At 41.9% G+C, this 14,477-nt stretch carries 12 protein-coding genes; 8 read left to right on the top strand and 4 right to left on the bottom strand.

The features are described from left to right. Nucleotides 1-499 precede the first annotated feature (499 nt). Nucleotides 500-2,233: a methyl-accepting chemotaxis protein gene (locus AABM38_RS03395; protein WP_423409137.1), complete on the top strand. Its 1,734-nt coding sequence runs from the start codon at nucleotides 500-502 to the stop codon at nucleotides 2,231-2,233. A 106-nt stretch (nucleotides 2,234-2,339) separates the two neighbouring features. On the opposite strand, the gene AABM38_RS03390 is transcribed toward AABM38_RS03395, so the two are convergent. After that, on the bottom strand, nucleotides 2,340-3,833 hold the full coding sequence (locus AABM38_RS03390; RefSeq protein WP_423409136.1) for an amidase: 1,494 nt from the start codon (nucleotides 3,831-3,833) through the stop codon (nucleotides 2,340-2,342). Nucleotides 3,834-4,024: 191 nt separating this feature from the next. Here AABM38_RS03390 and AABM38_RS03385 point away from each other — a divergent pair, with 191 nt between their 5' ends. Then, the gene (locus AABM38_RS03385; RefSeq protein ID WP_423409135.1) at nucleotides 4,025-4,354 is read left to right on the top strand and encodes a hypothetical protein; all 330 of its coding nucleotides are present in this window, start codon (nucleotides 4,025-4,027) and stop codon (nucleotides 4,352-4,354) included. A 329-nt stretch (nucleotides 4,355-4,683) separates the two neighbouring features. On the opposite strand, the gene AABM38_RS03380 is transcribed toward AABM38_RS03385, so the two are convergent. Together AABM38_RS03380 and AABM38_RS03375 are read right to left on the bottom strand one after the other, a co-directional pair. Beyond that, nucleotides 4,684-5,526 (bottom strand): hypothetical protein, encoded by an 843-nt coding sequence (locus AABM38_RS03380; protein WP_423410638.1) that lies wholly within the window; start codon nucleotides 5,524-5,526, stop codon nucleotides 4,684-4,686. 120 nt (nucleotides 5,527-5,646) lie between these two features. Beyond that, nucleotides 5,647-6,105, bottom strand: a complete 459-nt coding sequence (locus tag AABM38_RS03375) for a DUF305 domain-containing protein (RefSeq protein ID WP_423409134.1) — start codon at nucleotides 6,103-6,105, stop codon at nucleotides 5,647-5,649. A 322-nt stretch (nucleotides 6,106-6,427) separates the two neighbouring features. Here AABM38_RS03375 and AABM38_RS03370 point away from each other — a divergent pair, with 322 nt between their 5' ends. Then, entirely contained in the window at nucleotides 6,428-7,921 is a 1,494-nt protein-coding gene (locus AABM38_RS03370; protein ID WP_423409133.1) for a peptide MFS transporter, read from the top strand. 54 nt (nucleotides 7,922-7,975) lie between these two features. On the opposite strand, the gene AABM38_RS03365 is transcribed toward AABM38_RS03370, so the two are convergent. Continuing rightward, nucleotides 7,976-8,953, bottom strand: a complete 978-nt coding sequence (locus AABM38_RS03365; protein WP_423409132.1) for a GNAT family N-acetyltransferase — start codon at nucleotides 8,951-8,953, stop codon at nucleotides 7,976-7,978. A 258-nt stretch (nucleotides 8,954-9,211) separates the two neighbouring features. Between AABM38_RS03365 and AABM38_RS03360 the strand changes: the two genes are divergently transcribed. From AABM38_RS03360 to AABM38_RS03340, 5 genes are all read left to right on the top strand, one after another. Beyond that, on the top strand, nucleotides 9,212-9,958 hold the full coding sequence (locus AABM38_RS03360) for a sensor histidine kinase (protein WP_423409131.1): 747 nt from the start codon (nucleotides 9,212-9,214) through the stop codon (nucleotides 9,956-9,958). Nucleotides 9,959-9,962: 4 nt separating this feature from the next. Beyond that, nucleotides 9,963-10,664, top strand: a complete 702-nt coding sequence (locus AABM38_RS03355) for a response regulator transcription factor (protein WP_423409130.1) — start codon at nucleotides 9,963-9,965, stop codon at nucleotides 10,662-10,664. Beyond that, nucleotides 10,661-11,992 (top strand): hypothetical protein, encoded by a 1,332-nt coding sequence (locus tag AABM38_RS03350; protein WP_423409129.1) that lies wholly within the window; start codon nucleotides 10,661-10,663, stop codon nucleotides 11,990-11,992. Before AABM38_RS03355 ends, AABM38_RS03350 begins: the two co-directional genes overlap by 4 nt. Before the next feature lie 104 nt (nucleotides 11,993-12,096). Continuing rightward, nucleotides 12,097-13,014 (top strand): acetamidase/formamidase family protein, encoded by a 918-nt coding sequence (locus AABM38_RS03345; protein WP_423409128.1) that lies wholly within the window; start codon nucleotides 12,097-12,099, stop codon nucleotides 13,012-13,014. 42 nt (nucleotides 13,015-13,056) lie between these two features. After that, nucleotides 13,057-14,382 carry an APC family permease gene (locus AABM38_RS03340; RefSeq protein WP_423410637.1) on the top strand — a complete coding sequence of 442 codons (1,326 nt, stop codon included), beginning with the start codon at nucleotides 13,057-13,059 and terminating at the stop codon, nucleotides 14,380-14,382. Nucleotides 14,383-14,477: the final 95 nt, after the last annotated feature.

The raw sequence follows: 14,477 nt of genomic DNA, 5'->3' as shown, positions 1-14,477 counted from the left end.
AATTTAATCAAACGTTTGATTAAGAGAAAATCGTCCTAGAAACGAGGGATTATTTTGGAATCAAGCGGGTCGCTTTTGCGATGGTATGAGGAAAACGGTAAATTCGTAAACACAAGCGAGGGATTCATCCCTTGCTTTTTTTTGCGAAGGACTTAATGAGTTCATCATCAAAAATCCTCCAATCATGTATTGGCACCCACACTCCAATACATATGATTCGTGACTCCAATCATAAGCCACTTTCTGGTCAGACTCTTTTGCGGCATTAGCAATTATGTATTACTCCTAGATTGATTCTCTAGCTGTAAAATGGACAGGAAAAAAATGGTTTTCGACTAAACTTAATAAGAGACAATTAAAAATTCTGGTCTTTATCTAATTTACTTTTGCAACTTTCTTGAGATGGCTATAACAATTCCCAGAAACCTGACGATATATTTACCATCGACTTTACGGAAGTATGATCGGTATATTACAGCCTCAAAGGAGAATCAACAAGATGCAGTCGCTTAAACTCAAGTTAATTAGTATGTCGTTGTTATTGCTCGCCGTCCCTAGTCTTATTATTGGAATCGTCGGATACGTCACCGCCAAAGACAGTCTGAATGAATTAGGCCAGACCAACCTCAAAAACGGGGTCGAGATGGCCATCCAAATGATCGATTCACTTGATCAGGAAGTAAAAGCAGGAAATTTATCATTAGAAGAAGCACAGGAAAGAGTCAAAACTTATCTGATCGGCCACGAAATCGGTGACGGGAAACGGAAGATTGACAGCCCCGTAGACTTGGGTGAAAACGGGTATTTCCTTGTGTACGATGAAAAAGGACTTGAAGTCGCCCACCCGACGATTGAAGGGAAAAATGTTTGGGAAACAAAGGACATCGATGGAAATCTTATCGTCCAGGAACAAATCAAGATTGGAAAATCCGGTGGTGGATTTTATTCATATAAATGGGCTCTGCCTGATGACCCGAACAAAGTAGCTGAAAAGGTAACCTATAATGAGCTGGAACCAAATTGGGGCTGGATTGTCAGTGCCGGAACCTATAAGATGGATTTCAACGCTGCCGCCACCCATTTGCTGACTTTGCTGGCCATCACACTTGGCGGTGCGCTATTGATTGGAAGCATTATCACGTACTTATTTTCAAAGCATCTAGCCGACCCGATTATTGCGGTTACAAATCAAGTGAAAGAAGTAGCCCATGGAAATCTCGCTATCGAATTAAAAGAGTTAAAACGCAGCGATGAGATTGGCCACTTAGTAACCGGATTTTCTCTGATGGTGAACAGTTTAAAGCAGTTAATCGGTAAGGTAGATGGATCTATATCCGAAATCGGCCTCACCTCTGAGAACCTAAGCGCCATTTCCGAAGAAACAACCGCATCCGGCGAAGAAATCAGCCGAGCGATCGAAGAAATATCCAGAGGTTCCATTCAACAAGCAACCGAGACAGAAGAAACACACCAAGTCACCCTTTTATTAGCTTCACAAATTGAAAGTTTACAATCAAAAAACAAGAATATGTTGTATGCTTCGAAAGATGTACAGAATTCCAATACAACTGGCCTTGGTTCTGTTGAACAGCTTAAAACGACTTCCGAGCACAGTCAACTATTGATCAATGGGGTTCAGGAAGTCATCACCGGGCTTTTAAATAAAGTAAAGGAAATCGAATCCATCCTTGGAACGATCAATGAAATTTCAGCCCAGACCAATTTACTTGCATTAAATGCAAGTATCGAAGCCGCCAGAGCAGGTGAACACGGAAAAGGGTTTGCCGTCGTAGCCGAAGAAGTGAGAAAGCTGGCTGAACAAACATCTTCCGCAACAGAAAAAGTCCGATCAACACTGACAGGAATAGAAAATGAAACAAGTATCGTTAACAAAGAGATGGAAAAAACAGCTGAGACGGTAAGGGAACAAAGCGATGCCGTAGCAGGTACCGAAGCTGCATTTAACATGATTGCACGCTCGATTGATAAAATTTATGAAGCAATCGAGGAAGTCAATGAAGAAATGCAGGGTCTTACTGCAGTTAAAGAGCAATTCACCACTTCAATTGAGCACATTGCAGCCATCAGCGAGGAAACTGCAGCTTCTACAGAAGAGGTTACAGCTTCAGTGGAAGAACAACAAAACGCAATCCAAGTCGTCACACAGTCAGCTACAGCATTAAATGATGAAATTACCGACTTAAAGAATGCGATCAGCTATTTCAAACTATAAGAATTACGAAGGTAACCCCTTTGTCCCAATTACAAAAGGAGGCAGCGTATCCAAGCTGCCTCCTTTTTATTACGCTCTTTTCTCCTCAGGAAAATAAAGAAACCTTCTAAAACAACGGATTCTTCTGCACATCCACCCAATGTGCGGACTGTTCAAGTTCACCAGCCAGCTGCAGCAGCAAGTCCTCCCGTCCTCTAGCCGCCATGACCTGCACTCCGACTGGAAGGCCTTCTGCTGTCAGGTGCAGCGGCATGGACATGGCGGGTTGCCCTGTCAGGTTGGCGAGCTGAGTGAATGGCGTTCGGGCGAGATTCTTCTGGGCGATTTGGTCAACGATCCCTGCCTTCTTCAGCATTCCGCCGAGCCCCATTTTACCAACTGTATTAATTAAGAATTTTTCCGCTGATGTCGGTTCCAGCTCTCCAATTCGAGCAGGTGGAAAGGCCGTGGTCGGTGTCAGGTAAAAATCATAAGTTTCATGAAAATTTTCCAATTGATAAGCCGCCTTATCCCACTCCCTGATGCTTAGGACAAATTCCTCCGCTGATGTCGCTCTGCCAAGAAGACCTAACAGCCAGGTTGTGGGCTCAACATCAGATGGTGTGGCTTTTCGTCCGAGGACTTCCTCTAATGAAGATAAAAGAGCTGCGGTTTCTCCAAAGTACATGGTTAAATAGCTCTTGGCTATTTTATTGCCGTCGACTGGGGCATCCTTCTCCTCCACATGGTGTCCCATCGATTCTAGCAATCTGACAGTCTTTAAAACTGCTTCCCGGCATTCAGGGTGGACCTCCGTACCGATTGGGGACGTGACCGAGTAAGCAATCATCAGCTTTTTATCCAACGGAGTGCTCGCAGCCTGGAGGTAGCTGCCTTCAAAAACCGGAATTGAGAATGCACCTGCTTTTTCATGGCCATGCAGCTGGTCCAGCATCGCCGCGCTATCACGAACCGTCCGGGTCAGCACATGTTCAGCTGAAGCGCCTTGCCACGCTCGTCCATAGTTCGGGCCAACTGGCGTCCTGCCCCGCGTTGGCTTTAAACCGAACAAGCCGCAATAGGCCGCAGGAATCCGAATCGAGCCTCCGCCATCATTAGCGCCGGCAATCGGTACCATTCCCGATGCCACCGCAGCAGCTGATCCGCCGCTAGAACCGCCCGGTGTATGATCAAGATTCCACGGGTTACGAGTCGGACCATAATGAGCAGGCTCCGTGTATGCCACCAGCGCAAATTCAGGGACATTCGTTTGGCCAAGGAACACGGCTCCTGTCTTTCGCAATCTCCGTACATATTCAGAATCCGTTTTTGCCCTGTAAGTTAAAAAGGCCTTCGACCCCGCCGTGATGGGTTCTCCTTCAATTTCCTGCGAGATATCCTTCAGCAGCATTGGCACCCCGGCGAAAGCACCTGTTCGTTCAGCATCCGCCGCTTTAAGCGCCTTGTCATACAACTTGTTAATAACTGCATTCAATTTCGGATTCAGTGTATCCATTACTTTTATTGCCTCTTCAACTAATTCCCCCGGCTGGACTTCCTTGCGCTTCACCAGTTCTGCCAGACCCAGCCCATCATACGCTTTATACTCAAACCCCTTCATCCTTCTCACCACCGCATCATTTTAATATCTAATGTTCTCTATAGATCTTGAATTTCCTTCTATGTAAAAAAAGAGACCTATTGTCAATTAGGGAAGGGTGCTAGTTATCTGTTAAGTTATTTAATCAAATAACTTTTTTGAAAATTATGGTAAAATCATCTTACTACCATCATTTTATCAAGGAGTTTTCTATGAAACGAGTTATTATTTTTGCAGCTGCAATCGGAGCTGTTCTTTTGCTATTTGCCTTTACAATAGATCAGAGCTTCCCTCGTTCATATCATCATTTAATTGCAAGCAGCACTAATTTAGGCAATGAAAATGTTGATGGATTGTTTGTAAATGATGACTTTTACAGCAAAAAAATATCTGAAAAGTATGGGGAGAGGACAGAACGAAGTCGTGATGTTGAAAACTATGACTACTTTGAACTAACTAAAGGAATTGAGGCAGCAGTTAATAATGAAGACAAAATCACCAGATTTATTGTAACTGCCAGTAATTTAAAAACGGCTAAATGAATAAAAATTGGCGATGAAAAGAAGGCTATTGTTCAAGCATATGGAGATAACTACTATTTTCGCACAGAGCAAGGTGCAGATATTATCGGTTTTGTAGATAAGAAAAGAAACATATCTTTAGAATTTTGGTTATTCAATAACAAAGTTAATTTTTATCGACTTGATAACAGATCAATGAAATAAAGCTAAGCAACTGTGCTTAGCTTTTTTTATGAGATAATTTACTTTGTGATAATTAGTTTAATCAGTATGTTGTTTTACTTGCTATTTTGATTGTTATTCGTTCACATTATCTGAACTACTTCCACTAAAATGAAGGTCCTTCTAACTTAACACTCGTTTATCAATATCTGCTCAAGCCCCTCCCTATGCTGCTCCAACTCGAATCGGGAGTTATCAACGATCACCTTTGTCATATCCAAATGCTCCAGGATTTTGAACTCCAATTCTTGTCTCGCCTTTAGCACTTCGATTGTGCCATCAAGCCCATTCAGTTCATTTTTCAAACCGTAGCCTTGAGCAGTGTAATAGTGGACAAATCCGTTGAACCAATCCTCTGGCCGTTCGGTTACTGCCTTTCGGAATGACTGATCAATGTCTTCCTGTTTGACGTATACCAGCAACGGATTGAGATCTCCCACAGCGTCAGCCAGCTTTTTCACATAATGAATCAACATTTCATCTGGGGCTCCATATTTGATCATCCCGACCGTAACCGGGTTCTGGATGAAACAGCACTCGAAAATATAGACCAAGTCATTAGCATCGGCTTGTTTCGCGAACTCTTCCCAGCTTTCCGCAATCACGGCGATGTTTTCCTCAAGCGGAAGCTCGTACACATCCTTTTTCGAAACCTCCTCCAGAAGCTTGTCAGGAAACTCGTCACCTAATTCCGTTTTGATTTTCATATATGGAAGCAGCCTGCGTCCTCTTTTAACAATCACTTTTTCCTGAAAAATCTGGCTGAGACCCTTGTTTGCTTCAAGAAGATGTGCGAATTCCTCTTCGGTAAAAAAAGCAACGCCTTCATAATCTGCTGGATGATCCAGATTCCCTTCCATGAATAGCTCAGCCTTTACATTCTGCTCCGTAAGGATTTCCTGTATCAGCTTGGCTGTTGTGGACTTCCCTGAACCAGGAAGACCCTCTACTAAAATTAATTTTGTATTCATCAATTTCTCTCCATCTATTTTTTTCTCCTTATCGATATTCTTCATTAAATGCATGGTTTCCTCCTTAGCCGTAAAAAGGGCCTCATCCACAAAAGGATCAGGCTCTCTTTTTACATGCAGTTAATCTTCGTTTTCTTCAAGATCTTTAATCAATGCCTTCATTTCTGCAATTTCTTTTCGCTGTGTTTTGATAATCCCGTCTGCAAGCTTGCGGACACGCGGGTCCTCGATGTTCGCACGCTCACTAGTCAGGATCGCTATGGAATGGTGGGGAATCATCGCCTTCATCCACGACTCGTCATCTACAGTCACCTGGCTGCGGACAAGGAATAAAGAAACAGCTATGACGATGGCACTGCCCAAATAAATGCCAAGGTTCACTTTCTTATTGGTATACATTTTTTGCATAAAAGCAAGCATGACGATTGCCATTACGGCTCCCATGAGAAGGGCCATGTAAAACCTCGTTTCACTAAAGAAAACATGATCCAAACTATACGTATTAAAATACATAAGAATCAGCATGATGATCGTCGAGGTCAAAACCATCAGACCGAATCTTCCATAATTGTCCTTCATTGACTTACCTCCTGAATAGTTAATTTAACCTATATAGTATGCATACCCAGTCACCTAATGAATAATCTCTGGATTCCTAGTTTGCTTTATTGAATTTTGGGTAAACACTATTGGGCCGGCCTAATGGAAATACATACCATAAATTACCTAACTTTTCATACTTTTCATATAAATTGAATAATTTTAAATAAACTTTTTTTATCAAATGAAAGTATGAAAAACCTATATTTCTCAAAGGTTATAGGGGGTATTTCCTAATATTGTTTTTGACAATTCATACTGTTATCAGTATTCTAGTATAAGAAAATAGGGAGGGAAAAACATGTCAAACTTTAATAGGCAGAAAATTGTGGATAGTGTTCCGCAAAAAGGTTTCTTTGGACATCCAAAGGGATTATTCACACTTTTCTTCACTGAGTTCTGGGAGCGCTTTTCTTACTATGGAATGAGAGCCATCCTGGTTTATTACATGTACTATGAAGTATCTAAAGGTGGATTAGGACTTGATGAAACGTTAGCGCTTTCTATCATGTCCATATACGGATCACTAGTCTATATGTCCGGAATCATTGGCGGATGGCTAGCTGACCGAATTTTCGGTACCTCTAAAGCCGTGTTCTACGGTGGAATATTGATCATGCTTGGACACATCGCCCTTGCGATTCCTGGCAGCGTTTCAATGTTCTTCGTATCAATGGTCTTGATCGTAATCGGTACAGGAATGCTGAAGCCGAATGTTTCTACCGTTGTGGGTGAGATGTACAGCGAATCTGACCAGCGCCGTGATGCAGGTTTCACGATTTTCTACATGGGAATCAACGCAGGTGCATTCCTAGCACCGCTAATCGTTGGAGCAGTATCTGACAAATTCAACTTCCACTATGGTTTCGCGATTGCTGCAATCGGTATGTTCGTCGGACTTGTAGTCTTCATGCTTACAAAGAAAAAGAACCTTGGCCTTGCAGGTACAATGGTTGCAAATCCATTATCACCAGAAGAAAAGAAGAAAACATTCACTTGGATTGGCATTGGGCTTGTTGTCTTAGCCATCCTTGTAGCAGTATTGGTTCCAGCTGGACTTTTAACATTCGAAAGCTTTATCAACATTGTGACGATTCTTGGTATTGTCATTCCGACAATCTATTTCATCGTGATGTACCGCAGCCCTAAAACAACAGAGGTTGAGCGTTCAAGGGTACTTGCATACATCCCGCTATTCCTTGCAGCAGTAATGTTCTGGGCAATCCAGGAGCAGGGTTCAACAATCCTTGCTAACTATGCGGACAAGCGTACGCAATTAGAATTCGCTGGCATGACAATTTCACCAGCATTCTTCCAATCATTGAATCCATTATTCATCATTATCTTTGCACCGATTTTTGCAGGATTCTGGGTGAAGATGGGTGACCGCCAGCCATCAATACCGAAGAAATTCTCTTTCTCATTGATTTTCGCTGGTCTGTCATTCCTAGTCATCTTAATCCCTGGTTATTTAACAGGTACAGATGCATTGGTTAGCCCAATCTGGCTTGTTCTAAGCTATCTGATCGTTGTATTCGGTGAGTTGCTGATTTCCCCAGTTGGTCTGTCAGCAACAACGAAACTTGCGCCTGCAGCATTCTCAGCACAAACAATGAGCCTTTGGTTCCTTGCAAGTGCCGCAGCACAAGCAATCAACGCGCAAATCGTTAAATTCTACTCACCAGAAACCGAAATGACATACTTCGGAACAATCGGTGGAGCATCCATCGTCCTGGGAATCATCCTGTTCATGCTAGCTCCTAAAATCCAAGGCTACATGAAAGGCATAAAATAACAATACTTTAACACATTAAAGCGCCGGGGGTCAGACCCCCGGCGCTTTAATGTGTTAAAGACTCTGTAATCTTGCTATCTTTTTCTCTTTGCGGTAGTTGACTAGGGTCATTTTTTCGTTGATGACCTTAAGCTCACCGTGCTGTTTGTAGCCCATTTTTTCGTACAGATAGCAATTCCGCTCCTCGGACAGAATCGTACCCAGCTCCCATGCTTCTGCCTCCGGATACATGAGCTCCAGGCGTGTCATCACTTCCTGGGCAATGCCTTTGTTTTGGTAAGCATCGCGTATATTAATGATATGAAGCCTCATTAGCCCCGGGGTTTTCTGATAGACATTCACACTTCCTGCCAATTGGCCCTCATAGGTGATTTTGTAATAATCCCCGCGCTCAAACCGGGTTAAAAATCTCTCCATTGTCTGCGTGACTGGGCTTGTTTCGTGGTCGTTGTATTTTTCATAAAGCGGCATGAACACTTCCTTCTGCAGCTCCAGCAATTCTTCAGCATCCTCGCTTGATGCCTTCATCAGGGATATTGGTAATTGAGCCATCTGGAACAGCAGATCAATATAAGCATACGGAATGAATTCGCCAGCAGCGATCATATCCTTAATTTCGTCCGCACTTGCCCATTTAGCGTCAGCTACTTCCTCTTCCTGGAGAATCAAATCTTCAATCGCAATATTTTGCCTGACCAGCCAGATATCATCGAAGCCGCAGGAGAATTTCACTGTAAACAGCCTTTCCCCGCTAGCGATGTCCAGATCGATTCCAAGCTCTTCTTTAGCTTCCCTGACCGCAGCCTGTTCACTGCAGTCCCCAAGAATGGCCGACCCTGCAGCCGAACAATCCCACATATCCGACCAGCCCTTTTTCCACGGCTGCCTCTTTTGAATGAGGAATTGTCCTTTGTCATTCAAGATCCAAACATGGACAACAATATGATAATCCCCGTCCTTCATCTCAACTCCGCGTTCATGAATCCGCTCTGTTATGTGTCTGTATTGATCATAGACATTCCATAATTCCATTTTCGCTCTCCCCCTGTCTATCTTCAATTCTCTTTATATGTAAAATGTGGATAGTTTGTATTATACAATGATTCTGGAAAAATTTATAAATAGTTTCAGATTCATTAAACATTTGCACCTATATGATAGGTTGTACCACATCCAGAAAAAAGAGTAATATAGATAAAAATAACAGCATCACTTCTTAAATGAGTCTCTGCAGATTAAATCTTATTCTGATAGGAACATGCTAAATCCAGTAAAAAGGATGAATCAATTATGATTAGCGCCGCATCTATATTCTCGGTTATCATCTTTCTATGCTTACTTCTCCCTATTATTGCATTAGTCATGCTAAGCATTCTGAAGCTATTGGAAAAAGAGTTCGATTATTTGCAGATGGAGAATAAACAGATCCAGCTAGAAACACAGCTGCACCAGATGGAGTACTTACAGCTTAGCCAGCAGATTCGTCCGCATTTCTTATTCAATAGTTTAAATGCCATGATGTCATTGGCCCGATTAAATCGTAATGAAGATCTCATTCATTCGATGGAGAAGTTTTCATTATTTTTAAGATATCAAAATAAAGACAAAACCTCGCTTGTTCTTTTTGAAAGTGAATTGGAACATACGAAAAACTACTTAGCCATCCAGCAATTACGTTTTGGACAAAAGCTTGAAATAGCCTTCTCGATTGATGAAAACGCACTTCATGCCTTGCTCCCTCCCTATACTCTGCAGACATTCGTTGAAAATGCCTTCAAGCACGGACTGGAAAACAAACGTGGTGAAAAACGTTTGATTATTGACCTCCGCCGGGATGGTAATTGGGTCATTTTAAAGGTAACGGATAATGGTGAGAATGACCTGGAACGAATCAGTACCCATGGGGATGGGACGGGAATGGAAAATATCCGCAAACGGATGGAATTGCTTTTTGATTTATATACAGAGGTCTCAATGAAACGAAAGCAGGACTGGACAGAAGTAAAAGCAGTCTGGCCTTATACTCCGGGGGAATGACAATATGAAACTATTAATGATCGATGATGAACCATTAGAGCTTGAACAGCTTTCGTATTTGGTAAAGAAACAATACCCTAACTGGGACATCTTTACGGCAGAGGATGCGTTTGAAGCAAGGCAATTATTAAAGACCCACTCTTTTCCGCTTGCTTTTGTCGATATTCAGCTGCCAGGTGATACCGGCTTGGATTTTTGTGAATATCTAAGGACAAATGATTACGATACAGAGGTCGTACTCATTACAGCTTATCAGGATTTCAGCTATGCAAAGCAAGCTATTCGTCTGGATGTTCTCGATTACTTAGTCAAACCCGTTATTGAAAAAGAACTGCTCAAAGTGATTGAGGATTTTTTAGCCAAGAATGCTTATATGGAAACAAAATCTGTCCTGATCAACAAGGTGCTGGACATTGTGCATGAGGATTATGGTCAAAAACTTCAGCTGACTGATCTTGCGAGAAAGGTGTTCGTCACACCGACTTATTTGAGTAAAAAATTCACCGAAGTGACAGGAGTCAAATTCACCGATTATATTACGAATTTTAGAATACAAAAGGCCAAGCAGCTTATGACTAATCATCCTGAATGGAGTCTGTTACAGGTTGCTGAAGAAGTAGGGTTTTCAAGCCAGCATCACTTTAGTAATTTATTTAAAAAAATCGAAGGAATCACCCCAAGCCAATTTAAGGAGAAACATTCATGATTGATTGGTACTTACTGATATTCATTGCTTTTACTCTCGTTATTCTTTTTCTCGAAAAGATTGGCAGCCATCGAACGATTTATGATTACATGAACCCAGGCAAAGAAATGGGGCTTAGTGAAGGGACCTACTCATTGCTCACTCAATTCCTATCTGGGGCAACCTTCCTATTTCCGTTTATCCTGACTGAAAAAGGAGGGTTGTCCAGCTTCTTTATTTTGAGCACAGTCCCTTTCCTTCTTTATTTTTTGCTGGTGAAATTGACGTCCAGCCAGGAATTGCTGAATCAAGTCTTCCCGTTTCAGCTAGACATTTCAATGAAAGCAACACCTTATTACCTTTTGATTTTCGCTTTTTCAAGCCTTGGAAGCTTTTTGATTCACACATCCCTGGTTGCCATTATTTTTCGCGATTTATTTCATCATTCCCCCATCCTGGGTGTTTTTCTTTTCCTCAGCTTTGGATTTATTTTATTTGGCTTAGGTGGAAATTATGGCGTCAACAAAATTGGCACCTTGCTTTCATTTGCGATATTTTTCGTCGTTTCCTTTACTGCGCTTACACTCTATCTACGCACAGGTATCGGGCTGGTTTATGAGCAATTCAACTATTATTTGAACGGGATTTTCACGGGAGGTTTTACAGAAAACGGATTATTCTTTTTGACTTTCCTTTTTATCATGCTTGGCCATACCCTGACGAGTTTTTCCTTTTGGTCTTCTATTAATAATGTAAAATCAAATCATCGTTTGTCAGCACTAAGATTTTCTTTATTTTCTTGGGCTGCTTTATCGTTAGCATTTGCCGTTTTAACGATTTACATCGTTGTCCAATCTAAGGCATTGCCATTGTCCCAATTGGTGCAAATAAACGGCTTATTGTCCCATATTATCATCTATATTGTGATTGCGATGCTGGCTATAGGAACTGGTCATTCACTCTATTCACTTGTGAGTCTATTTTTGTATGCCAAATCCAGACAACAAACACAGCTGGGTTCACATCAATTATTAAAACAAGCATATTTAGCAGGAATAATATTATCCATCATGACAGGATTCTCTGCAGTCTGGCTATCTCCTAATATCAAAGCATGGCTCCCCTACTTTGTATCTTTCTTTTCGTCTGCGGGCGTCCCCTTTATTTTTGCCTACTTCAAAGGGAGCTTTCACCAAAAGCAATACAATCTAATTGTTGGGCTGATGGGAATCACCGGTTTATGGATGAATGCCAGCATTGATAATATTTGGGTGATCGCACCGATATCCGCCCTCCTTTCTTTTATCGTGCAGATGATCGTCTCGAGGTTCAAAATCTTTCAAACATAGATAAAATCCTGTAAAAAGAGATTGAAATTATGCAAACATATCGAATCGATAACATTTAGAATTTTAAGTATTCAGAAAATACAAAAGATTAAGGAGGCGAATCGATGACTGCACAGTTATCAACCCAAACATATATTTATGCTATGGATAAAAACAATGAGCCTGCTCTTACAGTGAAGTCTGGCACTCAAGTCGAAATCGAAACGTTTGATTGTTTCCAGGATCAGATTACATCTGAAGATACGACCTTCAACGCAATTGACTGGAATCAAATCAATCCTGCAACAGGACCAGTATTTGTAGAGGGCGCTCAACCAGGAGATATTTTAAAAGTAACGATTGATGACATCAGATTAGGAACTCAAGGTGTCATGGTAGTAGGTCCTGAACTCGGCGTTATGGGACATCGTTTGAAAGATTTTGAAGTGAAGATCATCCCTGTAAAAGATGGAAAAGCCGTTTTTAATGAAAAAATCTCCTTGCCCCTCAACCCAATGATTGGTGTAATCGGCGTTGCTCCTGAAGGAGACGCGGTTAACAACGGTACTCCAGGGCCACACGGCGGGAACATGGACACAAAATTAATTACTACAGGCGCTACCCTCTATTTCCCTGTCTTTCAGGAAGGAGCACTCTTCGCATTAGGTGACCTGCATGCAGCGATGGGTGACGGAGAAATCAGCGTTTCTGGTATTGAAATCCCCGCGAAAGTAAAAGTGACTTTGGAAGTGATCAAAGGATACAGCTTGAATTATCCAGTCTTGGAAAATGAAGAAGGCGTTGCCACTCTTGTTTCGAAAGAATTATTGGATGAAGCAGCTAATGTAGCTGTAGAAGAGATGATCGATTTATTACAGCCGCAGACAGATCTATCTTTAGCAGAGTTTACGATGCTAATGAGTGCAGCGGGCCAAGCCCAGATCAGCCAAATTGTCGATCCTCTTAAGACAGCAAGATTCTTTGTGCCAAGATCCATCCTTGAAGCCTACAATATCGAACTTTTTAACAAAGGGGTGGAATAAACTGTGGCTGAACTTTCAAAAACAACACAAACCCAGACTAACATGGGATATAAGCAAGAATTAAAACGTTCTTTAACATTTTGGGACCTGCTCATCTACGGACTAGTTTTCATGGTTCCGATCGCTCCATTCGGCATTTATGGTGCTGTAGCTCAGGGATCGAACGGAATGGTTGCCCTCGCATATCTCATCGGGATGGTTGGGATGATTTTTACAGCTTTAAGCTATGCTAGAATGTCCGAGGCCTTCCCTATCGCAGGCTCAGTCTACGCATATGCACAGCGCGGGATTAATGATTCTGTTGGATTCATAGCGGGCTGGCTCATCCTTTTGGATTATATTTTTGTTCCTGCACTCCTTTACTTAGTCAGTGCTGCTGCATTGCACGATATCGTTCCTGAAATACCGCTTCTACTTTGGCTCGTGGTTTTCATCGCAATCAACACAGTAGTAAACGTTCTGGGAATAGAATTTACCGCCAAAGCAAATAAGATCATTGTTATTTTAGAACTTATCGTTCTTGTGGTATTTGTAGCCGTTGGCATTTTCGCTATTATGAAGGGTGTTAACGGAGCGGAGTTTACCTTTAAACCTTTATACGATGCAGATAATTTTAGCATGGGTACTGTAATGGGAGCTGTATCAATCGCCGTACTGAGCTTTTTAGGATTCGATGCCATTTCTACATTGGCAGAGGAATCAAAAGGCGGCAGTAAAGCAATTGGTAAAGCTATTGTCTTTTCCTTACTAGTAGTCGGCGTCCTGTTCATCGTTCAAACATGGGTAGCCGCGTTGATCTGGCCAGATTATACATCATTTGAAAATGCTGATGTTGCCTTCTATCAAATTGCCGAGATTGCAGGCGGTCCATGGTTAAAATGGACAACGATTATTGCAACAGCCATTGCATGGGGAATTGCAGACGCTCTTGTAGCCCAAGCCGCTATTTCCCGTATCCTATACAGCATGGCACGTGACCGAAAGCTTCCAAAGATCCTGTCCAAAGTACACCCGAAATTCAAAACACCATACGTGAGCACCCTGCTTGTTGCAGTAATCTCATTGCTTGTAACAGCATTCTTTGCTTCACACATCGGTGCCCTGGCATCCGTCGTAAACTTCGGTGCATTATCAGCATTCTTGTTCCTTCACGCATCCGTTGTCATTTATTTTATCAAGAAGCAAAAGAGTAAAGATTACTTCAAGCACCTTGTGCTGCCATTAATCGGGTTCATCATCATCGGCTATGTGTGGATTTCTCTCGACCCACTATCTAAACAGCTAGGATTCGTATGGCTCGGAATTGGCATTGTTTATCTGATTGTCTTGAAAGTATTTAGAAAAGATACTTCGCTTGATTTGGATTAAAGATTGTCTTTACTGGTGACTCCGTGGCTTAAAAACATAAAGCTTGCAGAGTAAAGGAATCCTCTTCTCTCTGCAAGCTTTTTAGTATGATTGAT

Origin of the sequence: Heyndrickxia sp. MSNUG (assembly GCF_049532715.1) — a bacterium.
Taxonomy (GTDB): Bacteria; Bacillota; Bacilli; order Bacillales; family Cytobacillaceae; genus Mesobacillus.
This window is presented reverse-complemented; position numbering and strand designations above follow the sequence as displayed.